Origin of the sequence: Paenibacillus sp. FSL H7-0714, from assembly GCF_038003765.1 — a bacterium.
Classification (GTDB): Bacteria; Bacillota; Bacilli; order Paenibacillales; family Paenibacillaceae; genus Paenibacillus_AQ.
The window spans coordinates 3,339,153-3,362,678 of the sequence record NZ_JBBOPT010000001.1 but is presented as its reverse complement, the minus strand read 5'-3'; the positions used below and the strand labels follow the sequence as shown (position 1 = coordinate 3,362,678).

The 23,526-nt window shown below is 43.1% G+C and carries 18 protein-coding genes; 7 read left to right on the top strand and 11 right to left on the bottom strand.

What is annotated here, in order from left to right; all coding sequences use genetic code 11:
• Positions 1-321 precede the first annotated feature (321 nt).
• Positions 322-543 (top strand): DUF3955 domain-containing protein, encoded by a 222-nt coding sequence (locus tag NST34_RS15075; RefSeq protein ID WP_341128141.1) that lies wholly within the window; start codon positions 322-324, stop codon positions 541-543.
• Between the two features lie 103 nt (positions 544-646).
• On the opposite strand, the gene NST34_RS15070 is transcribed toward NST34_RS15075, so the two are convergent.
• Positions 647-1,540, bottom strand: a complete 894-nt coding sequence (locus tag NST34_RS15070) for a hypothetical protein (RefSeq protein ID WP_042188161.1) — start codon at positions 1,538-1,540, stop codon at positions 647-649.
• Positions 1,541-2,010: 470 nt separating this feature from the next.
• On the opposite strand from NST34_RS15070, the gene NST34_RS15065 reads away from it, so the two are divergent.
• Positions 2,011-2,553 (top strand): RICIN domain-containing protein, encoded by a 543-nt coding sequence (locus tag NST34_RS15065; protein ID WP_052404286.1) that lies wholly within the window; start codon positions 2,011-2,013, stop codon positions 2,551-2,553.
• A gap of 82 nt (positions 2,554-2,635) precedes the next feature.
• Here NST34_RS15065 and NST34_RS15060 read toward each other — a convergent pair whose 3' ends face one another.
• On the bottom strand, positions 2,636-4,132 hold the full coding sequence (locus NST34_RS15060; protein ID WP_341128140.1) for a glycoside hydrolase family 43 protein: 1,497 nt from the start codon (positions 4,130-4,132) through the stop codon (positions 2,636-2,638).
• Between the two features lie 143 nt (positions 4,133-4,275).
• Between NST34_RS15060 and NST34_RS15055 the strand changes: the two genes are divergently transcribed.
• The 3 genes from NST34_RS15055 to NST34_RS15045 all read left to right on the top strand — a co-directional run bounded on the left by NST34_RS15055 (position 4,276) and on the right by NST34_RS15045 (position 7,074).
• Complete coding sequence (locus NST34_RS15055; protein ID WP_076285734.1) at positions 4,276-5,139, top strand: helix-turn-helix domain-containing protein; 864 nt, start codon at positions 4,276-4,278, stop codon at positions 5,137-5,139.
• Positions 5,140-5,250: 111 nt separating this feature from the next.
• Positions 5,251-6,387 carry a glycosyltransferase family 61 protein gene (locus NST34_RS15050; protein WP_076285735.1) on the top strand — a complete coding sequence of 379 codons (1,137 nt, stop codon included), beginning with the start codon at positions 5,251-5,253 and terminating at the stop codon, positions 6,385-6,387.
• 141 nt (positions 6,388-6,528) lie between these two features.
• Entirely contained in the window at positions 6,529-7,074 is a 546-nt protein-coding gene (locus NST34_RS15045; protein ID WP_341128139.1) for a TetR/AcrR family transcriptional regulator, read from the top strand.
• 91 nt (positions 7,075-7,165) lie between these two features.
• Here NST34_RS15045 and NST34_RS15040 read toward each other — a convergent pair whose 3' ends face one another.
• The 9 genes from NST34_RS15040 to NST34_RS15000 form a co-directional block, all read right to left on the bottom strand.
• Positions 7,166-9,439 (bottom strand): glycoside hydrolase family 3 protein, encoded by a 2,274-nt coding sequence (locus tag NST34_RS15040; RefSeq protein WP_341128138.1) that lies wholly within the window; start codon positions 9,437-9,439, stop codon positions 7,166-7,168.
• Positions 9,440-9,475: 36 nt separating this feature from the next.
• Entirely contained in the window at positions 9,476-10,789 is a 1,314-nt protein-coding gene (locus NST34_RS15035) for an MFS transporter (protein WP_341128137.1), read from the bottom strand.
• Positions 10,790-10,956: 167 nt separating this feature from the next.
• A complete protein-coding gene (locus tag NST34_RS15030; RefSeq protein ID WP_076299045.1) occupies positions 10,957-13,488 on the bottom strand; it encodes a GH39 family glycosyl hydrolase in 2,532 nt (843 codons plus the stop codon).
• A 143-nt stretch (positions 13,489-13,631) separates the two neighbouring features.
• Positions 13,632-15,485: an ABC transporter ATP-binding protein gene (locus tag NST34_RS15025; RefSeq protein WP_341128136.1), complete on the bottom strand. Its 1,854-nt coding sequence runs from the start codon at positions 15,483-15,485 to the stop codon at positions 13,632-13,634.
• The gene (locus NST34_RS15020) at positions 15,472-17,211 is read right to left on the bottom strand and encodes an ABC transporter ATP-binding protein (protein ID WP_341128135.1); all 1,740 of its coding nucleotides are present in this window, start codon (positions 17,209-17,211) and stop codon (positions 15,472-15,474) included. Before NST34_RS15020 ends, NST34_RS15025 begins: the two co-directional genes overlap by 14 nt.
• Positions 17,212-17,222: 11 nt before the next feature.
• Positions 17,223-17,630 (bottom strand): nitroreductase family protein, encoded by a 408-nt coding sequence (locus tag NST34_RS15015; protein ID WP_341128134.1) that lies wholly within the window; start codon positions 17,628-17,630, stop codon positions 17,223-17,225.
• 63 nt (positions 17,631-17,693) lie between these two features.
• Entirely contained in the window at positions 17,694-18,077 is a 384-nt protein-coding gene (locus NST34_RS15010; protein ID WP_052404285.1) for a hypothetical protein, read from the bottom strand.
• Between the two features lie 244 nt (positions 18,078-18,321).
• Positions 18,322-19,191 carry a methyl-accepting chemotaxis protein gene (locus tag NST34_RS15005; protein WP_076299042.1) on the bottom strand — a complete coding sequence of 290 codons (870 nt, stop codon included), beginning with the start codon at positions 19,189-19,191 and terminating at the stop codon, positions 18,322-18,324.
• A gap of 18 nt (positions 19,192-19,209) precedes the next feature.
• Positions 19,210-20,667, bottom strand: coding sequence for an aldehyde dehydrogenase family protein (locus NST34_RS15000; RefSeq protein WP_341129549.1), 1,458 nt, complete (start codon positions 20,665-20,667; stop codon positions 19,210-19,212).
• Positions 20,668-20,925: 258 nt separating this feature from the next.
• Between NST34_RS15000 and NST34_RS14995 the strand changes: the two genes are divergently transcribed.
• Positions 20,926-21,372, top strand: coding sequence for an OsmC family protein (locus tag NST34_RS14995; RefSeq protein WP_042188137.1), 447 nt, complete (start codon positions 20,926-20,928; stop codon positions 21,370-21,372).
• Between the two features lie 128 nt (positions 21,373-21,500).
• The gene (gene shc, locus NST34_RS14990; protein ID WP_341060753.1) at positions 21,501-23,393 is read left to right on the top strand and encodes a squalene--hopene cyclase; all 1,893 of its coding nucleotides are present in this window, start codon (positions 21,501-21,503) and stop codon (positions 23,391-23,393) included.
• The last annotated feature ends 133 nt before the right edge of the window (positions 23,394-23,526 follow it).

Here is a 23,526-nt window from a genome sequence, read left to right as displayed (position 1 = left end):
ATACAAATGATCAGAACGTCGTTCCTCCATACTATCGAAGCATTCGATGTAACCGTTTTCTATTTATCTGTTACAGTTCAATCCTTCCGACTTGGAGCGACCTTCTATACAAATAAAGCCTTGAGACTTACTTAAATTTGTTTAAACCAAATAATAGTCCTCACCAGCAATTATGGTCAAGTCCCCATTTTCAAATCCAATTCCTAGCACAAGTTAATTCATTTGATTTACAATAATGATATATCGAATTACAATAAATTAATGTTGATTCGCGAGTGTTTTTTGTGTATTATATGGTTATCAAGCAAAGGAGAATGTCATATGAAAAAGAAATATCTATTAGCCGCTTCACCATTATTATTAAGCATCATCAGTTTAATGATCTCACGTATGGTGGGTTCAAGCGTGGGACCGGATGGAATCTTGCATGAGCCGGCTTTCTTCTTAATTCCGCTTAGTTACCTATTTTTTTTCTGCAGTATTGTAGCATTTCTATTCGTAGGTCTCGGGTCAGTCCTCAATAATAGAAAAAGGATTTCGTAATAGCGTTGTGTGGGGACATTAACTTTCATAGCAAAAAGAAAGAAGCCGCAATCTATCGTGGCTTCTTCTGTGTTGGATGTTCATTTTAAATTTGACATGAACTCTATAAACTCAATTTCTGCTGGAGTAAGACTACCAGCTCTTCAGCTGTATCCCAAACGATTGGACGGATATTCTTCACTTGTACGAAAAGATCATTAGCATCGCTGCTGTTCACAGTCCAAATCACTGGAATGTTCAACCCGAGCGCATATCCTGCAGTAAAATACACTTCAGGGGATTGGCCGGTTAAATCAGCGATAATCAGTTTACTCTCCTCTATAAGCTCTAAGGAATACGGTTCACGGTTATGCATTGAAGTATGCCTTAGTAACCGTGGTATATAACCAAACTGCTCGATTTTAGGAAGCAGCTTATCCACCCACTCCGTGTGCAAATCCTCTGCATCTGACAATAGAACGATACAGGGTTTTAATTTTTTGCCTCCTGCGATTGCGGCAGCTTCATTCCATCCCTTATCCGTCAGCTTAAAGGTCATGCCTTCCCTGATCATAAACTGCTCGTTAATCAGCTTATCTATGATATATACCAGTTCTTGCAGATTAGGCGAATACGTTAGGTTATAGCTACTGGAGAGTGGCTGAATAACAACGGATTCCCCAGGGGCTTCAGAATGTCTGTATAAGTATTGCAGTAAACGGTTTCCTTTATCTTCAATCGTCACTGGAATTTTCGAGGAGTTTACAATGGATTCTAAATCGTCGGCCGATAGACTGACCTTTTCTCCGCGATCTGTCAGCTCCCGTATATAAGCCGATATCACATGAAACATATCGCGTTTCTTTGGATGCGCGAGAGAGTTTATAGGCTCATAGCTGTCTCTCAATAAGTTATAGAACCCGTCAGGAGAACAATTACAGCCTAAAAATCTATCGTAATCACCTTCCGATGTAATGGATACCATCTCATCACAGAACAAGCAGTATTTCTTAATCATTACAACTCATCACCTCTTATTCATTGATATCCCCTTACCTTACCAAGAATATCTTAAAAAGTAGACAAGAAGATATTTCCTTTAGCACTGAACATAGAAGTGAAATATCAGGAATGTCCACAAAAAGACACTGACTTGTATCCGTGTCTTTTTATGTTCCGATGAGTATTTTTGGTTTTTGAAGTGCTCATTTAAAGCTGTTGATAGTATTATTTTTATATAAATAGAGAAAAAAATCATATTGACTCATTATTTGATATTAAAGTATATTCTTAGCAAATGAACCATTATTTATTTATATTTTATCTATTTACTTTTGAGGATAGAGTCCTTTTTCAGATTCTATCAAATGACATGCAATACATTTACTGATTTAGGAGGTGGTTAAGTTGAATACATAAAGCTTGTTTTTAAATTGGACAGGCCGCAGGTTAAGAAATTAAATTAAATTGAAGAAGGAGTGTATTTTCATGAAACGATCTCTCATTCGGTACGGTTTGAAAACTCTTTTGGCACTTGTGTTAGTTGTATCTGCATCATCACTCGCACTAACTTCAACGACGTACGCTGGAGTGCCAATTCCTCTCAAAATTATTAATGAACACAGCAATAACGTGCTGTCAGTCAGCGGAGCGGATTCACAAGCAGACGGTGCGCTTATCGTACAATACATCGATCAAGGAGCAGAGTATCAAAAATGGTATCTCGAAATTGCAGAAAACGGATATTATAATTTCAGAAACATTGCTAGCGGAGATTTATTGGATGTCAACGGAGCATCTTCATCCGATGGGGCCAGTGTTATTCAATGGCCGAGCAATAACGGGTGGAACCAACAGTGGGAACTTATTCCAACTGGTGAAAAAAACATGTATAAAATTAAAAACCGAGCCAGTGGCAAGTTATTGGATATTTCGGGACAAGATAAAACCAGCGGTGCGCAGGCCATTCAATGGAGTGATAACGGCGGTCACAATCAGCACTGGTATATAGAATATATACGGAAAAATTAAGCTATTGCCAAATACAAGAAATGGCGGTGCAGGGAAACATCCCGAGCATCGCCATTTCTTAATTTAACATATTTTAGGATTGTTATTCCTTTTGATAGCGGAACCAATCATAATATGCGATTGTTCGGTTGATAGAGTAGTTATACATCCCAAAGAACACTCCGGTAAATCCACCTGCCACTTCAGTAGAGATCAAGTGTGTCTCCGCTTCACCTAGTGGATGCCATAACTGATCTGCACCTCGATAAGAGAACAAATATTTCTCAGGTAATGCTTGAATCTTCAATTCTACGACTGTGTCTTCCAATGGAGAAGAATATTTTACATCACTTATGCTACCCACTTGTCTTCGCAGCGTAATCACATTTTCACCTTCTACCTGGGTTAGTCCGATTTCGTAGTGATACATCTGATCCATAAACACAACGAGACCCGCTTCATCACCATCTAGTGGGTTGAATTCCATTTTAGTGGAGATTTCACAATCCAAGTGACGCTGTCTACAGCCAATAAATGCAGGCGTTCCCTGTTCGCTTAATCTCACATCCGCTCCATGTAATGCCAACCACCCTGGTCGCTCCTGCAAAGACCAATCGACTTTTTTAGCATTGCGAATAAAATTCCAGCTCATTCCTAAATCAGATCGATTAAAATCATCGGTCTCAGGCTCGTCTTCCCATAGCACTGGTGGTGGAGTGTCAGCTTCCATTTCTAATCCAACAACACCGTGATCTCCAATCATCGGCCATCCATCTTCACTCCAATGGACCGGAGCAAGAAATGTCTCTCTGCCAAGATGATGTCGATATGGATATCCTACTGGTCGAATCCCTAGAAATACCGCCCACCAGCTGCCATCCTGTGCTTCTACCAGATCGCCATGTCCCGTAGCTTGTATAGGGTAATCCGAGCTCCGGTGAGTCAAAATGGGGTTCCGGGGTGAGGATTCATAGGGTCCATAGGGTGATTTACTTCTTGCTATGGTTTCCATGTGTCCATATTCTGTCCCGCCTTCAGCACACATTAAATAATAGTAGCCATTTATTTTATAAAGATGTGGTCCTTCAGGAAATTTACCGCCACTGCCTGTCCATATCAAACGAGAATCGCACAGCTTATGGCCCGTTTCAATATCAATCTCACATTGGTAGATTCCCATACCATCCTTGGTGCCAGTGCTTGTAAAATATACTTTTACATCGTCAAAAAATAAGGATGGATCAATCCCTTCCTGATCCACATAAATAGGATCCGACCACTCACCTGCTGGATCCACCGTCCAAACATAGAAATGTCCACCGCTATCCTGATTTGTCGTCACCATGTAGAATCGACCATTATGATGACGAATGGTTGGTGCCCACACCCCTCCAGACACTACCGATTTATCAAATTGAAGCTGGGAATCACGTGTTAAGCAATACCCGAGCTGCTTCCAATGGACTAAATCTTTACTATGCCAAATGGGTATTCCCGGAGAGTAAGCAAATGAACTGTTTACCAAAAAGTAATCCTCGCCTACTCTGCAAATGCTTGGATCTGGATAAAAACCTGGTAATATCGGATTGTTATATTTCATGAAGCATTCTCCTTTTGTTGAACATTTGCATCTATGTCAAGGATTATACTCCACCAGCTAAACGATAAACCTTGATTATCCAGTCGTAAAATAGCATGATATAGACATTCATTCATCTAGACATGCTTTTGGAGGGTTACGAATTGAGCGAATTTTATTTGAATTGGTTTACATCAGATCAGAAATTCCCATTCTTTATTCAATACGGCTTTCACGACAATGATACTGACCTTCATAGACATGTGGACTTTTCAGAGCTCGTAATCGTCTTGAGTGGTACTGCTACTCATATTGTGAATACCGAAGAATCATTCATCAAGAAGGGGAATGTTTTTGTGATTAACGGTTCAACCCCGCATGCTTTTAAAGATCCTCAGGATTTTAAGATCTGTAATATTATGTACAAGCCTGAAATGCTGTCGACGGCTGGATCGGATCTGCGAACTTCGAACGGCTTTCAGGCGCTGTTTGTATTGGAACCGTTGTATCGTCATAAACATGCCTACACAAGTAAACTAAGCTTGCCAATTCCCATGCTGGAGTTTGTCACTGCACTCATTGCCGGTATGATTGAAGAATATAGCCACAAGCTTCAAGGATATCAGACGTTGCTCGTCTCACGGTTTATGGAACTGGTTGTCTATTTATCAAGGCATTATGAAAAGCAGGATAAAAGCAGCCAGGATAATCATCTAATACATTTGGCGAAGTCGCTCTCTTTTATGGAAGACCATTATCTTGAAGCGTTGTCGCTGGATCAAATCGCCGTACACGCAGGGATATCTGTTAGACACTTAAACCGGATCTTTCGCTCTTACTATCAGACGACTCCTATCTCCTATCTCCATCGATTGCGTCTGGAACGGGCTTGCAGCTTGTTGAAGCATTCTAACTTCAGTATTACTCAGATCTCACATGAAAGCGGGTTTAGCGATAGCAATTACTTTACACGACAATTTACCAAAACCTACGGTATGTCTCCTAAGGCTTATCGGAAGAAGCTATAAAGGAACTGTTCACTCGCCCTTTTCAGAAGGAATTGTGTCGTTAAGTTCCTTGTTCCATAGAATAGCTTAATGATGTTTCTGGAGTTCAACTTGGCCAAAAGAGGTGAAACGATGAGTTTTTCTGTGAACGGGGGAGCGCCCTCTGGATATTACCGGAGTGTCTTGGAACTTGAAACAGAATGGGGACAAAAAAGAACTATCCATGAAGCTGGACAGGTTATTCCGTTTGATTTCGGTCAGGTGGCCGAGTTCACCGCTCCTAAAAGCATTGAATCGAGTATTCATTCTGCACTGACGCCTTATTGTTTACAGCCGTTTGGTGGATACGTAGCCACCATCTCGAGTGGAAGGGTATGGGGAGAATCTGGTGCTGTTCTATCTCCGGAGGGAAAGCTGATCTTTGATCTGTCACAGGAATATGACGCCGTTCAAAATAGAATGCTAGAAGCAGAGGAACACCCTGTGTTCCACCGGTGGAATGATCCAAAACTTCAATACTTAGAAGGAACCGTGGCTGTGTTGACGTTTTGCGGAAGCCATAACTATTTCCACTGGTTGTATGATGTGCTCCCTAGGCTGGCGATGCTCAAAACGAGTGGAATTCCTTATACCTCTATCATCATGAATCCAAATCCATATGGACCATTTGTGGAACAAACCTGGGCTATGCTCGGTATATCAGAGTCTTCAGTAATCCGGACAAATCCTGAAGCTTACTTTGAAGCTGATCAGCTACTTGTCCCTTCTTTGATGATGAATTCCCACTATCCCCCGTGGACCACGGATACGCTACGTAAATTATTACTGCCTCATAGGGAATCAACACTCGCTACACCTGAGCGTATTTATATTTCTCGAAACAAAGCAAGCACCAGGCGCTTGGTCAATGAAGAGGAAGTTATACGCTGCCTTGAAGAATATAGCATTCAACCTATTTATCTTGAGGATTGGACAGTTGCCCAGCAAATCCAGTTATTCGCTTCGGCAAAGGTAATCATGGGAGCACATGGCGCTGGACTGGCCAATCTGGCTTTTTGTCAATCTGGAACACAAGTTATTGAAATTGTTCATGAACAGCATGTCGTTCCAACGTATTGGATGATCAGCAACCATAACGCTCTTGATTATTACATGATGTATGGTCAAGGCTGGCCAGATCCTGCTATTCGTTTTCCGGGATTCGAAGATATCTATGTGGATATAGATCGTCTGAAGCAGATTTTGCATTTGGCAGGTTTGAATACTTAGCCTATCGTCATTGAGCTTGTCTACGCTTCTTAAAGAGAAATTTGCGGGTTTCTGGTTTTTTAAAGCGATGTGTGTGTTTTGTTCAATACTGAACAGGTCCTATAAAAGTGTTCATTTTTTTGAAAGTAAGGAGAAAATCAAATGTCTAAAGTGGATAGAAGGATTCTTAAATCACAAGAAGTACTTAAAAAAGCTGTTATTGAACTGATGTCCGAGAAGAATTTTGACGACATTACCATACAGGATCTCTCCGACAAGGCAAATGTAAGCCGAGGAACCATTTATCTACATTATCAGGATAAATATGATTTGTTAGACAAGCTTATCGAGGAGCATATAGAAGTTCTTAGAGTACTTTGCGAATCGGCAGCAGAATTAGATTTTATCGAGGCCACGTTGAAGTGGACGGAATACTTCGATAATCATTATTCTTTTTTCTCTATGATGCTGGCGAGCAAAGGCGCCCCTTATTTCCGTAATCGGTTCTTAACCTTTCTTCAAAAAGAGTTTAGACATGAAGTAAATGTAACGGAAGGGATAAACCACGGATTAAATGAAGAGGTTATCATTAGTTTTGTGGCATCGGCTTATGCAGGGGTAGTGGAATGGTGGTTCAAGAATGAGAAGCCTGTGACACATCAAATCTTGGCTGAACAACTTGGGACTTTGTTGGAAAGGAATTTATAGCTCCACCATCGGAAAACCGTTTGATATACAAAGCACCGCCTGATAAATTCTTCAGGCGGTGCTTTGCTTTTATTTTTCCGCAGAACGGTTCTTATTTCCGGTAATTCTTCGTTCTTTCATCCTCTATAACACCATTCCAATTCATTCCAAAGGCAAAATCATATACATTTCCTTCTGAATCCGCATGACAATCCATGTCATGTGCCACATCTTCCAGCTGCTCTTCTACCGTTTGCATACCTGATGGCATTTGTACTGGGAGCAATCCCGAAGGCTCCTCGGCACCCGTTAACACCTCCATAAGTGCTTGATCCTGTAACCCAAAATTAACAAGTATAGCATCAGCCTCTCCCTCAAATTCGGCAACAACCGAAGGATTGGACAATAACATCGACACAATTACCGGTTTGTCTTTCATCAGCTTGCGAGCTTCCAGGACACGATCCAGATCGCTCTCATTATGCGTAACAACGGTTTTTCCTTTATAAGAACGGTTAAGTACATCGTTATCTCGCGCATCTCCAGCTAAGCTCTGCTCCCGAGCATGTTCCGCAGTGTACGGTCTATATTGCAAGCTAATGGGCACATAGCCGTTACCGCCTTGCTCAGAATCTTCCTGACTAAAGCCTACTCCTGATTTAGGACTGCTTATGAAGACAAGAGCAAAGTCTGCTTTTTCCGGCTGATCTGTCACATGATAATATTTAGACACAACATCCAGGTTCACCGGATATTCTGTCTTTTCCGGCGTTGGGTTGCCGAACCAATCCTTTCCTGCTGGAGTATAACGCTTCGGAACATATACGGTTTGTTTCGCTGCCAACGGCAATACCCGATTTTTGTTTTTCAGCAGCACGATCGACTTCAGCTGTGCTTCATAGCCTGATTGCATAAACTCAGGATTCCCAACAATCTGAGCGCTCTCCTCAGGCTTCAAATACGGGTTCTCGAAGAGACCCAGACGGAAAATATTAAGTAGAAGCCGAACAGCTGACCGCTCAAAGCGATTCCGCATCCATACCTCTCCATGCTCAGCTACTCCCATTCGGTATGCTTCAAGGACGGGCTCCATCTCATTATTGCCGCCGAATTGGTCAACGCCTGCCATCAAGAGCTTGTAATGCCGTTCTGCGACGGACATACCCTCTACGCCCCAAGGTTTACCACTGAGAAAGGAATCCTTACTATCTGATTCGTCTGCTGTAATGAGCCAATCTGTGCACACAACGCCATCGTAACCGTATTTTTCCCGAAGCAGATCGGTAATAAGATAGGAACTATAAGAATTCCCGACATTCTCCCCGTTCAACTGATCTTGATCTGTAGAAATTGTGTAGTATGGCATGACCGCTGAAGCCTGCTTGGTTGGGCCATCCAGCTTAAAAGCTCCTTCTGTAAAAGGAATAAGATGTTCATCAAAGTTACCGCCCGGATAGACAGCATATTTGCCGCAAGCATAATGTGCATCCCTTCCGCCTTCCCCGGAACCACCGCCAGGCCAGTGTTTTACCATAGCGTTCACGCTGTCATATCCCCAGCCTTCGTTAACCTCCCTGTCATCTTCCGAGCTCTGGAAGCCGTCGACATAAGCCTTTGCCATGTCAGCAGATAACTTCGAATCCTCGCCAAAAGTGCCGTTAAAACGAAACCATCGTGGATCTGTAGCAATATCGATTTGCGGCGATAGCGCCGTCCCTAGACCAAGTGCACGATACTCACGTGAGGCAACTTGCCCGAAACGATAGGTGATCTTCGGATCGAAGGTTGCCGCAAGGCCCAGCGTCTCCGGCCACATGGAGATTTGCCCACCAGCGCCAGCATTAAACTCTGAATTAGAATCTGAGCCATGGCGTGGGTCGGAGCTGTTGTTGGCTGGAATCCCAAGGCCGGTTCCTTCTGCAAATGCCTGCACCTGGTTGTTCCACAGGGCAGCAATTTCCGGACTTTCCACGGTGGTCACCAGAATATGTCTTAGATGGTCCTGTGCCAGAAATGCTAATTGTTCATCGGTAAGCTCCCATGGCTTAGCTCCGCTCTCCTCATAGGATTTACCGTTATATGTTCCTGAGAACCAGCTGCTACTAAGTGCTGGGATGGATTGATGACGACTATACAGCATGAGTCCAGCAATTTGTTCAATACTCATTTGTGAAGCTAGATCTTCAGCCCGCTCTTGCGGCGTCAATCGCCAGTCCTCATATTTATCCAGCTTGCCATTACGATTCAGATCTTTGAAGAACAGTCCGTCCTGCTCGAGAATCTGCACTCCAGAATCAGGGGAATAACCCAAGGTTGGACCGCCCTTATTGCTTACGTAAGAAATGGTATGAAGGCTTTTAGTGTTAATAGTCTCTCTCTGATTCATATGGTTTCCCTCCACTGTTTTCTTGTTTGTTTTTTCTTAGACCAGATTGGCTTTTTGTGATTGCGCTTCGACAGCTGTTAGTTCAGCAGTTTGAGCACTTTTCTCTGTTCCCACTTCTGGAAGTGGCTTCACTGCCAGCATACCGAGTATAGTGCAGACGGCAAGGAAGATGTAAAAGAAGGTCCAGCTGCCAATGCCTAACAGCACAGGAGCGATTGCTGGAACAATGGACTGAGGCAACGCATTAGCTACGTTCATAATCCCGAAGTCTTTGGCGGAATCCTCTTTACTTGGAAGAATCCGTGCAACGAGTGCCATATCTACGGCTGAGAAGCAGCCAAAACCCAATCCGATCACTGCAGCTCCGGCAATGTAGGCCGGATAACTTGGCACAAAGGCAAACAACAGAACCCCAATAGCAATGATGAACCCTGAAACAATCAGGAATGGTTTTTGCTTACCAAATTTATCTGACAACACCCCACCGAAGATACTTGTAATTGCAACACCCACTAACATAACGATATTAATCGTAGCAACCTTTGCGGTGGCCAGCTCTTCCGTAAGTCCCATCCGGTTTACCAGCATGACTGTGAGGTATAAAGTGCTACAATATCCCATCATGATCAGGAACTTGGATACGAAAGCCCAAGAGAATTCCGGGAATTTACGTGGACTAGGAAAAATCGTACTCAGCTTCTTACCCAGCGATATTTGATTATGTGTCTTGGGAACAAGTTCTACTTTACCTTCTTTAATAATCAACGTACTGAGAAGTGGACCTATGATGCCGATTACACCTAGCAAAAGCCACTTAATTTCTGAAGAAACTGAAGTCATCACTGTCATCATGATCATCCCTACCGTCATAGCGATTGGAATAGTGAGACCGATTAATCCGGAGATTGTCCCTTGTTTCTCCTGAGGTACTTGGTCTGGAATAAGCGCTGTATAGGCTGCCATCCCTACATTGAAGAAAAATTGTGCGACTGCCCAGCTAATCATGATCTGCCAAGGCTCGTTGGCGAAACCAGTACTTACCAGCGCAGCACAGCCAACAAGTGGACCTAGGATAATCCACGTGCGCCGCCGTCCGAACGAAAGATGGGTTCGGTCACTGAGTGCACCGCCAATCGGATTTCCGATAAGAGCAAAGAATGCACCTATTCCTGCAACCAGTCCATAGGAAGAGGTATATCCATTCGGATCCACTTCAATCATTTTAAAGGTCAGCAGCAAGGTGGCAGGTGTCATCAGTGCCAGCATCATCATGCCGTAACCAAGCAGAATACCAAAGGTCAATCTACGAAAAGGGGTGTGAACCTGCCCTTTAGACGATGCTCCAGTCATTGTAATTCCTCCTCGTCCTTTTAGAAAACGTTTACAATTTGATTATAAAATAAACCACCTCTTGGAGGAGAGGTGGTCAATTACACACTTTTAGGTTCATTTTTAATCTAAATGAAAGCGTTTCAATATCATTCATCTAGATGAAGCTTAAAAATTGACTCATTTTCTCAAAACAATGGAGTCAGCTCAATAAGCTCTACGCTATGAGGTTCCATTCTAATGACAACAGAAAGCTCTTCACCTACTTCAAGAAGCTGAATCTGTCTGCCTGGAAGAGAGGCAGCTTTTATATAAGCAGTGTCCTCTGCAGTCAGAACGGGTGGAGCCCCCATTTCTACCCACTTGTCAAAGCTGCTGCCATGTGCCCTGCTGATCGTATGGTTCACTTGCTTATATCTGCCAGATGGTAATCCAGTTAATGTGAGCTCAATTTTAAGATGCCTCTCGTTTTTGAAGCCATTATAACGACTAGTAGGTGTAATGAATGAAGTATCACCAAGCGCGTACAAATCATCAAAATGACAGTAATTATAAGCCAAAATCTGATAACCACCTCTTCCAGCCGCCACAATATAACCCTCTTCATGTGCGACTAGCCGATCCCCCAGTTTAGCGAGCATTTCATAGGCATGCATAGCGGCTTTCGGAATTCCATACTGAGCCATAAGTCCAAGACCACCATGAAATATCCGGGATGAAGCCGCCGTTTCTTCAATATTGTCACTCAGTACCCAATATCCGAACCCGCTGATGCTATCGAGATTTTCGATGATATTTTTTACGATATATGCAGCTTTATATAATGTGTCATTGGTCAGTTCACGATGAAATGCCGTTGAATTCCATTCGGTTAAATATAACTCTTGTCCGTTAAGTCCCAACTCAGCGAGCAGTCCGATTTCACGCTCCAGTGATTCCTTCAAATAATCGGGGTTTGGGGACACTTTGTTGAACCCCTCTACTGTAAGTGGAGATATTTCTTTTTCACTTAATCGTTCTTTAGGCTCCCAATTTTTACTAAGCAGATCATCCATGTCCTCATGCGGATAAAAATGTAACGGGATAAAGTCTGGAAGACAACCCCGTTCTTTGCAGAAAGCGAAAAACTGTTCACAAAATGCATTGGAATTCAGAGTAATAATTCTACCGGGAGCGCCAATCTGAAGGTTCGGAGAGATGGCTTTGAGGGTGTCGAACGTTCGGGCATACAATTCGTTGTACGCTTCTTCCGTCGCAGGCCAGAACAAACCATATTCCGGTTCGTTCCAGAATTCAAACTTCCAGCTTTCCACCTCTTCAAGACCGTACCGATTGAGACAATGGCGAATAAACCGATCTACCAATTCACACCAGCGGTCCATGGATTTAGGCGGACTCACGTAACTCTTTTCATAAAACACATGTTTACTGCTGTCTGCTGCGAGATCAAAAGGCATAAATCCCAGTTCTATAAAAGGCTTCAAGCCGATCGATAACAAAAAATCAAACAACTGATCTACAAAGCGAAAATTATAATGTGCCTGCCCTTCGTGATCTTCCCGGTACACCATCATTGAATCATCAAAAATTCCATGAAAACGCAAATAGCGAAACGGACACCGCTCTTGTACATATTTCAAATGAGCTTGTACATCACTTTGAAGTCCTTCATTTGCTTTACTAATCGTAATGATATTTTTCCAGCTATGCTGGATTTGCCGCTGAATCCTGTCTAAAGGAATACTCGCAGACAGCTGAACAACCGCATGTACGGGTTCAAGCTGGTGCGACTGACTACGCCGGAGGAATTGCCGAACAATGCCCAGTGCGCTGGATTGATTAAATGCTAAGTAGCCGGAAGCAGAACCTTCCTGTTTCGCATGAGTTTGAGGCCGATATTTTTTGCGATATTCATGTGGTGTAATATGATATCGGCTTTTGAATGCAGCGTAAAAAGATTTTGCGTTTGGAAAGCCCTGCTCAAGTGCCAGCTCAGCAAGCGAATGATCTTGATCTCTTAAAAGGGCTTCTACGGTATTTTTTAAACGAATGCTGGTTAAGTAAGTCTGGAAGTTGACCCCAATGTTCTCGCTAAAAAATTTGGACAAATACGGCACCGACAAATACTCTCGTTCTGCGATTGTCTGCAGCGACACCGGGTCTTTATAATGTTCATCTATATAAGTGATGATGCTCATCATTCGTTCCATATATTTTATATTCATCGCTTCACCGGAATTTGGCAGCTTGAACTGTTTGACCAAAACAGAGAATAACCCAAGCATACGTGCTTCCATCCCCAGTTCATAGGCTTCTCCGCCTTTGTACTTCAGCTGTACCATTTCAGCCATGAGCTGACGCATGTTATCTAAGCCATTTTGCTTCTCAGGACCGACTTCAGCAGAATAACATTCAAAGCTGATCTTCTCCACATTGTGGATATGCTGCTTAAGATAGGTTGTTGGGATTTGAAAGGTAGCGATGATATTCTGATCTAATCCGATAACTTCATGCACGTAACACTGGTTAATGAGTAGCATATCGCCTTCTTTAAGCCTATATTGACGGTTTCCGGTCGAAACCTCTAGATTGCCGGACAGCACAAAAATCAGCTCCACACTCATATGCCAGTGATTCGGCACAAAGTTGACACTATGTAAAGAAACATCAAACGGTAGTTTGCCTTCGGTCTCAAGCTGTTCATAGCTGGAATGGCTCAAATAATCACTTCCTTGTTTACATTATCTTGTAGTAGCATACAATGTAGCGTTTCGGCGGTCAATTCGATGGTCTGTGGTCACCTCGCTAACAAAAAAACACTGATCCAAGTCAGTGTTTTTTCATAAGCCATACAAATGTTTCTTTAAATCGCTCGTTTGAACTGGGTATTGTATAACTCGTAATAGGCGCCCTGCATCGCAAGCAGCTCCTCATGACTTCCTTGCTCAGCAATTCCTCCACCCTGGATCACGAGTATGCGATTGGCGTCCTGGATCGTACTAAGCCTGTGGGCGATTACAAAGCTTGTTCGACCCTTCATCAAATTCTTCATTGCTTGTTGAATGTGCATTTCCGTACGTGTGTCCACGCTACTGGTTGCTTCGTCAAGAATTAATATGGCAGGATCAGCTAAAATTGCGCGAGCAATCGTTAACAGCTGGCGCTGGCCATGACTCAAATTACTGCCTTCTGCATTGAGGAGGGTCTCGTAACCATGCGGCAATCTTTTGATAAAAGCATCCGCATTGGCTAGCTGAGCCGCCTGCTCAATCTCTTGATCGGTCGCATCGAGTCGGCCAAACCGAATATTCTCACGAATCGTTCCCAAGAATACATGCGCATCTTGCAGCACCATCCCTAGTTGACTACGAAGTGCGTTTTTATCCAGCTCTCGGATGTCGCGACCATCAATTCGTATGGAACCGCCATTCAAATCATAGAATCGGATCAGCAGGTTAACGATGGTTGTTTTACCTGCTCCTGTTGGGCCAACGAGTGCAATTTTCTCCCCAGGTTTTGCTTCAAACGTAACGCCCGACAAAATCGGGGAATCCGCTTTGTAAGCAAAAGAAACGTCCTGAAAAACAACCTCCCCTGTTAATCTTGGGAGATCCTCACTTTCTTCATCCCCGTATTCGGACGGCATCTCCAAAACCTCAAAAACACGCTCTGCACCGGCGATTGCAGATTGAATTAAATTGTACTGGTTAGCAAGATCAGAAATGGGTCTACCGAACTGTTTGGAATAGGTAAGGAAGCTAACGATTATACCAACCGTAGCCATGTTATGGAAAGCCATCCAGCCCCCAACCCCGGCAATGATCGCAAATCCAAGGTTATTAATCATGTTCATCACGGGTCCTACTAATCCTGATACGATTTGTGCCTTAATGCTGACCTTATTCAGTTCTCCGCTTATTTTTCGGAATCGTTTAACTTCTGACTCTTCCCTACTGTATTGTTTGACCACCTTTTGTCCGCTGATGGTTTCTTCGATGAACCCGCCAAGTTCACCTAAATGTCGCTGCTGATTTCTAAAATAAGTGCGGCTTAAACCAATGATTTTTCGACTAGCCAATAATACGAGCGGGATCGTGATTAATGAGACTACAGTCAAGGGAACGTTCAGCATTAACATAATAACGAGGGAGCCGCTTAGTGTAATCAAACTATTTAACAATTGGGTCACACTCTGATTGAGTGTGCTGGATACGCTCTCAATATCGTTAGTTGCCCGGCTCATCAATTCTCCGTTAGCCCGAGTGTCAAAAAATTTAATGGGCAGCTGCTGATACTTGCTGAACAGATCACGGCGCAGCTCAAAAACAGTATTCTGCGAAACAGATGTCATGACGTATGCTTGCACCCAGGCAACTACACTGCCTAGCCCATAAATGCCAATAAGGAGTATGCAAAACCGAATAAGACCCTGATAATCGTGTGGAATAACCGCAGTATCAATCGCTTTACCGATGAGATACGGTCCGATCAATAAAAGAAGTGCATTCAACACAGTAAATACATATACAATGATTAACCCGAACCGCTGACGATTCAAATAAGTCCAGATGCGTTTAAGCGTGCTCGCTTGATTTTTGGCGCGCACGATTGGCACAGCGCCGCCGCGTCCGGGGCCAGATCCCGGTCCTATTCCTGTTCCGAATCCGCCTGGTCTATGGATAGGGGGAGTGTTCATGCCGTTGTCATGCTTTGACATAAGGAACCTCCTCCCCTTTCATCTGTGATTTCCAGATGTCTCGATAAATTTCACTGCTACTCATTAGACCATCATGTGTACCTTGTACAGCAATTCGGCCGTTTTCTAGAATTAAAATGCGGTCCGCATCAATCACAGATGTGACACGCTGAGCAATCATAATATTAGTGCTACTACTCAGCCGTTTTTTTAACATTTGCCGAATTCGCGACTCTGTCGCCGCATCAAGTGCGCTAGTACTGTCATCCATAATAAGAATTGTTGGCTGAATTAACAACGCCCTTGCAATCGAAAGCCGCTGCTTCTGCCCACCGGACAAGTTGATGCCTCGTTGGCCAAGCACTGTATCATAACCCTGTGGCAGCTCTAAAATAAAAGGGTGCGCTTCAGCAGCTTTTGCTGCTTGTTCCACTTCTTCATCCGTAGCCTCCGGTCTGCCATATCGGATATTATCACGGATTGTTCCGCTGAACAGAATGGCTTGCTGCATAACGTAACCGATCTTGCGACGTAAATGTTCCAAAGAAATTTGCCGAGTGTCGGAACCATCAATTGTGATTGATCCAGAAGAAACATCGTAAAGGCGTGGAATGAGGCTCACCAAGGTTGATTTACCAGCACCGGTTGCTCCAAGGATGGCTACAGTTTCACCTGGCTCAGCAGTGAAATGGATGCCATCTAACACGAGGTTCTCATCCGTAGGATCATAAGCGAATGAAACGTTGTCAAATACAATTCGACCGTTTTGTAGCTTATCTTTTTCAGCTTCGGTTACATCTGTAATCTCGCTGATCGTAGAAAACACTTCATTCTCCCGATCTGCGGAGACCTTTGCACGCGAGAAGAATGTGAGCATATTGCTCAACATCAGCATGGACATCAACAATTGGGTGATATAGTTAATGAAGGCAATTAACTGACCGACCGGCAGGGAGCCGTTCCAGCTCTGCAGCCCACCAAACCAAAGCACAGCTACGATACTGACATTGAGCACAAGCATCATGAGCGGCATATTTAACGACATTAATCGCACCGCTTTTATCGCAGTCTCAGTGTAATCCTTGTTCGCTGTATTAAACCGTTTCTGTTCATGCTTAGCACGGACGAAGGCTTTGACTACACGAATACCCGATAAATTTTCCTGCAATACTGTGTTGACGCCGTCTAATTTGACCTGCATTTTCTCGAACAAAGGGAAAGAAAGTCGAATTAACCCATATAATATTGCAACCAGCAATGGCACGGCAACGACAAGGATAAGGGTCAGCGAAGGACTAATCCGTATAGCCATTATCAAGCTGCCGATTAATAGCAATGGAGAGCGAATATTCCGCAAAATCATCTGAACAAAGGTTTGTAGCTGCACCACATCATTTGTTAGACGAGTAATCAATGAACCCGTCTTCAATTGATCCAGATTCTTGTTTGAGAATTTCTGAATATGTTCAAACAGGTTAATCCGTAAATCATTCCCGAAATTTTGTGAGGCGATGCTCGAAAAAACGGTGCAGCCCACCCCACCAATTAGACCGAAAAATGCTACTCCAAGCATGGTCAATCCCGTCGAATAAATATGTGATAAATCTTTCGTCATAATCCCATGATCCACAATGCTCGCCATTAGTGTAGGTTGAAGCAAATCCATAAACACTTCGAGCATCATCATAAGTGGTGCTAACACAGACCACAACCAATATGGCCTTAAGTAACTCTTAAGTTTCCACATTCCATCACCTTTTAAGATAAATATGTGATTTTTGATTTCATCGGTGTTCTTGGCTTAGCATTTGGAACTTCCTCCGGATATCCAATGCCAAATAGTCCAATCACATCGTAATCTTGCGGGACACCTAGAATTTCACGATTATGAGGTAAAGCACCTAAAGAAGCCCAATAGGCTCCAACTCCCACTTCATGTGCAGCTAATAAGAAGTTCTGTGCGAAACATGCGGCAGCCATAACATTCTCATCACGTTCAAACGCTGTTGCACCAGGTTTAGATAAGATAGCAAGAACGACAGGAGCGCTTCCAAAATTCGTCTTATGCTTTAATTTAGCTCTAGTCTCAGGCCCGATAAATAGGAGTTCCCAAGGTTCGTTCATACGATGATTTGGAGCATAACTAGCTGCTTCCAGCCAATTCAATAAATCATCCTCATGAATCGAATCCGCCTTAAATTGCTAATACTTCTACGGGTTTTTATAAGATCAATGGTTTTCATTTTTTTGATCATTCTCCTCTTTTTTAATTTCGCCAACAGTCTTATCTTCCGGCGTTACTTCATGAATCTGAAAAATATGGATAAACTCTTCAATGATCGCTTCCGTTGCCTTCAATTCACCGCTAATCACTTGCTTAATCGAATCCAGCTCCGGTGTTTGCAGCTGCCGCTGTAAAGTGGCTCGATTCACATTCAGCTTTTCCAAAAATGCTAGAGCTCTGCCGCGACGAAAAGTTTGAGCACTTTTGGGGGGACCATCCATAGAATCCATCCCATGTCTGCTCATATGCTCGCGATCTCTATGCTCTCCACGGTCTTTGTGTTCCCCATGTTCTCTATGACCGCGTTTTCCGAAATGTCCATCACGCATATTTACTCCTCCTTTTTTGTATACATATGTATACGTTTCGTTTATGTATACAAATGTATACGAGATGATCTAATCCTGTCAAGTTTTATTTTTCCATTTTGTAACATCAGCATTATTCATTTGTGAATCCCAAAAAACAACAAAAAAACCCGCGTAAAGCGCAGGCTTAAAGAGAGAAAAGAAATACAAGACAACTGTATTTCTTCTTATTAATTCTTATTAATGTGTAATCAATGCTGATTGCTTATTGACTTTTATCTTTTCTAAAAAGCGTTTCTTCAGCAACCTGCGCTAGTTCCTCCGCTTTTAAGCTTATCTCTTGAATCGTTGCAGAAAATTCTTTAATTGCTCCTGATTGACTACCGGTAAGCGCGTGAATATCAGAAAACGTATGATTTAACCGTTGCAACAGTTCCTGAATATTCTTAGAAATTCCATTAATCTGGTCCACATTTTCCTTGGAGCTCGTCGCCAGCTTCCGAATTTCATCGGCAACGACCGAAAATCCTCTCCCAAATTCTCCTGCTCTTGCCGCCTCAATAGAAGCGTTAAGTCCTAACATGTTGCTCTGATCCGAAATCTCTTTAACTACAGTCGAAATCTTTCCGATCTGCTGAGCACTGGAGCTAACATCCTTCATTTGGTTTGTTACGTCTGTCACACGACCGGTAAGATGAGAAACCGATTGGCTGATGTCATCAATAGATGCCGTTGTCTGTTCGACAATAGCGGAAAAACTCTCTGCCATTTCAAAAAGCTTATTCGCTTTCTCGAGGCTTGTCCCCATACCGATACCACCGATTACCTTGCCCTGCTCGTCATGAAGCGGTATCGCACGTGCAGCAAGCGGAAAACCAAACAGCTCTTTCGGAACGACAGCTGATAATGCTGTATCATTCCTAATCGCATTTGTTACAATATCCCCTTCCATCAGTGGATCACCAGGATTGACATTCAGCGAGAATGTTTTCCCCGGAATGTTGATGATCAGTTTTTCCGTGTCATAAATGCCAATTGTAATGTCATCGTTATAGAGACTATTCAGTAGTGGAGCCACTTTTACGAAAGCATTAATCAGTTCATGCTGTGTTTTTTCTACAGTTATCTCATTCACATTTTATCCTCCAAACCCTTAATAAGGGAGTTTTCTTTGTCCATAATTAACTGAAATCCATTTCATCGTTGTAAATTCATCCAAGCTCCATTCCCCATTTAAACGGCCTATACCGGACTGTTTCTCTCCTCCGAAAGCTACAATCGGCTCATCGTTAATCGTGACATCATTCACATGAACCATTCCAGTGTGGACCTTCTTAGCCATTTCTACACCACGCTCAAGATTGGAAGTATGAATTGCTCCGCTTAGCCCAAAACGCGTATCGTTGGCAATTTCAATAGCTTCCTCATCCGTTTCGAACGGAATGATACATACAACTGGTCCAAACAGCTCCACTTGTGCAACAGCCATATCCGTTTTAACATTAATAAGGATAGTAGGCTCTACCATTCGGCCGGTAATCTTACCATGCAACAGAGGAACAGCGCCTTGTTCTATGCCCTTCGCAATTAACTTTTCCAGTGTCTCTGCTTGGCGGTGGTTGATGACTGGTCCAATGATGGTCTGTGGATCACTCGGATCACCTGTTGTAAGTGTAGATACCTTCTCTTTGAATTTATTTACAAAATCCTGATAGATCGTCTTATGTACAATGATTCTGTTGGCAGACATACAAATCTGACCTTGATGTGTGAATCTGCTGAATGTCGCAGCTTGTACTGCGTAGTCGAGATCCGCATCTTCCATGATAATGAACGCGCTATTGCCGCCAAGCTCAAGTAACGGCTTTTTGAAGTTCTTGATTGCCAGTTGACCTATATAGCTTCCAACCTTAGTCGAACCCGTGAAGGAAATGATTCTCGGAATCGGATGCTCGACGAACGCGTCGCCAATCTCCTTTATATCCGTCACTACAACATTTAATAGCCCCTTCGGTACACCTGCTTCTTCAAAAATTTTGCCGATCAGAGTTCCACCCGTAATGGGTGAATCCTCGTGTGGTTTAAGTACCACACCATTTCCAGCACCCAGCGCAGGAGCAACCGACTTCATAGACAAGAAGAAAGGAAAGTTAAAAGGACTAATCACCCCAACCACGCCTGCAGGGATGCGGTACAGCCGATTCTCCTTACCATCCTCTGTAGAAGGCAGGATCTTACCCTCCATTCTAAGTGGGAACGTTGCCGCTTCTTTTACCATATTTTTTACAAGACCAATCTCAAATGCTGCCTTCAGCCTCGTTCCACCCAGTTCCTTAACAATAATGGATGTAATTCCTTCCTCATTCGCTTCAATATATTTAACAGCGTTCTCAAGGATGTCACGTTTAATATACGGGTTAACCTTATCCCATTCCAGCTTTGCTTTATAAGCTGCTTGATAAGCATCGTCAATGTCAGCAACGCTGGCAATTTGAAAAGTATGGATTACATCATCATTATATGGATTGATGTCTGTCAGTGTTTTACTACTCTTCCCTTCTCTCCATTCCCCACCTATAAATTGTTTTCCTAGTTCTGAATAGTTCATAATATCCCTCCAGTGTATATAAATACCAAACAATCTATATATTTATCGACATAATAGAGATAGTTGTGAAGTCAATTTTCATATTCACGTAAACGTCATTTCAACGACACATTATCTACCTCCAATAAAACAAATCAAGTATTGACAAGGTACAAAGAATAGAACTATAATCTAAACAATTCCTAGAAAAATACTATGAATTACATAAAATTCGAAACATCTAATCATAATTGGGTTGTCCAGAAGAAGGAGTGTAGACAAATGCCAAATGTTCAAACTTTCAAAGCAACTGCCCATTTACAAGATGGGGTTAAAGTCATTACAAAAGCAAGACAATTCGAGCTCGTCATCGATGAACCACAAAATCTTGGGGGTACGGATACAGGAATGAATCCTGTTGAAGCTTTGCTTGCTTCTTTAGGGGCCTGCCAATCTATTGTGGCTCGAGTTTATGCTTCCAAATTTGAGGTAGAGCTTGAAGATTTCAGAGTAGACGTGGAAGGTGATCTGGACCTCGATGGATTTTTTAACCGTTCTGAAGTCCGTCCCGGCTATTCAGATATTCGCTATACATTCTACATAAAGACCCCATCCCCTGCCGAGAAGGTCGAAGCATTCGTACAATTTTTAGAAAGCAAATGCCCTGTGGGTGACACGATTGCTGCCCCGGTAAATCTTAAGCTGAACCGTATCGTGATTGAAAATTAACCGATTGATTAGCTAAATATTATCAAGGGCTGTGAGGTTGCATAAAGCAACTTTACAGTCCTTTTTCATTTCAACCTCTCATCCATCATATAATACTAAAAATGAAGGACCTCGGAGGTACCTAAGGAATGAATCCTATACTGAGCACAGTAGATAATGAGATCGAGCGTTTAACGGCATTCCTGATTGATCAACAGCAGCAAGATGGATCTTGGCACTTTTGTTTTGAGAATGGAATCGTTATCGATGCCTATGTCATCATTCTCTTTCGGATTTTGAACGTACAGAATGAAGCCCTGATTCGACAGCTACATGATCGCATTCTTGCTGAGCAGCAATCCGCTGGATTCTGGCAATTGTATAGAGATGAAAAAGATGGTAACTTATCCACCTCGGTTGAAGCCTACTACGCCCTTCTCTATTCTGGGTACAGTAAGGTGACAGATGAGCCGATATTGCGCGCAAAGCATTATATTCAATCCAAAGGAGGAATTGGAAAAGTAACTAGCATCCTAACCAGAGTCATTCTCGCAGCTACTGGACAGAGCAAATGGCCTTTATCGATCTCTTCGATTCCCCTAGAAGTTCTGTTGTTCCCGTCTTATTTTCCTATTAACTATTTTGAGTTCTCTGGCTACTCAAGAGTGCATCTCACGCCTATGCTTATTATGGCCGATCGACGTTTCTCGATCTCAACAGCGAATGCTCCCGATCTATCTGATCTCATAGACACACGCATTGAAGATACTGAACCCGCTTCCCGTGGATATCATGAGCTGCAGGACGTTATTCAAACTGGCCTAAGCAGACTTCTTGGAAGCCCTCGCTACATTCACGAAGTTGCCCGAACTAAAGCAGAACAGTTTATTCTCCAGCGGATTGAATCCGACGGGACTCTATACAGTTACGCAACTAGTACAATTCTTATGGTGTATGCCCTTCTGGCTCTGGACTATGACCAGCAGCATCCTCTGATTACGAATGCCATAGATGGGCTTACCTCGATGCAATGCCGTTCGGAAAGTAAAACAACAATTCAAAACTCTCCGTCTACGATATGGGATACGGCTCTAATCGCTTATGCTTTACAGGAGGCACAAATTCCCGATCATCATCTCGCGATTCAACGTGCTACTCCTTATCTGCTGACCAGACAACAGCATAAAACTGCTGATTGGAGCATTCATAATCCGGATACGACTCCGGGGGGATGGGGTTTCTCAGAATCTAATACGATTAATCCGGATGTGGATGATACGACCGCTGCTTTACGAGCCATTCGAAGTTTATCAATAACTCAGCCATCCTATCTAGAGTCATGGAATCGTGGACTGAACTGGGTCCTATCGATGCAGAATAAAGACGGTGGCTGGCCAGCTTTTGAAAAAAACACCAATAAAGAAATGCTCACTTGGCTCGCAATCGATGGGGCTAAATCTGCTGCTATTGATCCCTCGGAGGCAGATCTAACCGGGCGCACCTTGGAGTATCTCGGGAACTTTGCCGCCCTTGATACGCGAAACGAATTCATCGGGCGAGGTGTGAAATGGCTGATTCAGCATCAGGAGAAGGATGGCTCATGGTACGGAAGATGGGGCGTTTGTTACATCTATGGGACTTGGGCTGCCTTAACAGGATTGCAGGCCGTTGGCCTGCCACTGGAACATGAAACATTGCAAAAAGGAGCAAATTGGCTCCTAAGCATACAGAACTCGGATGGGGGTTGGGGGGAATCTTGTCATAGTGATCGGCTTTTGAAATATGTGCCATTAGGCGAAAGTACGCCTTCCCAAACCGCATGGGCGCTTGACGCACTCATCACCATTCAGCCGAAATCAACAGCTGCGGTGGAAAAAGGAATTGAAAGATTAATCATGTCTATTCATGAAGAGGATTGGAAAACTTCTTATCCAACAGGCGCTGGTCTCCCCGGTAATTTCTATTCCAATTATCATAGTTATCGCTATATCTGGCCGTTACTTACACTGAGTCATTTTAGAAAAAAATACGGTCAAGGATAATACTCGGTAATAACTAGCGTAGTCCTGCTTCACTTCTCAAGGTGTCTCATAAAAGCTAGATCGCGCCTTATGTAGTCCTTTTTGAGAATCTAGCTCCCCTTTCCAATACCCCGCTCCGGTATGTATTCATCAG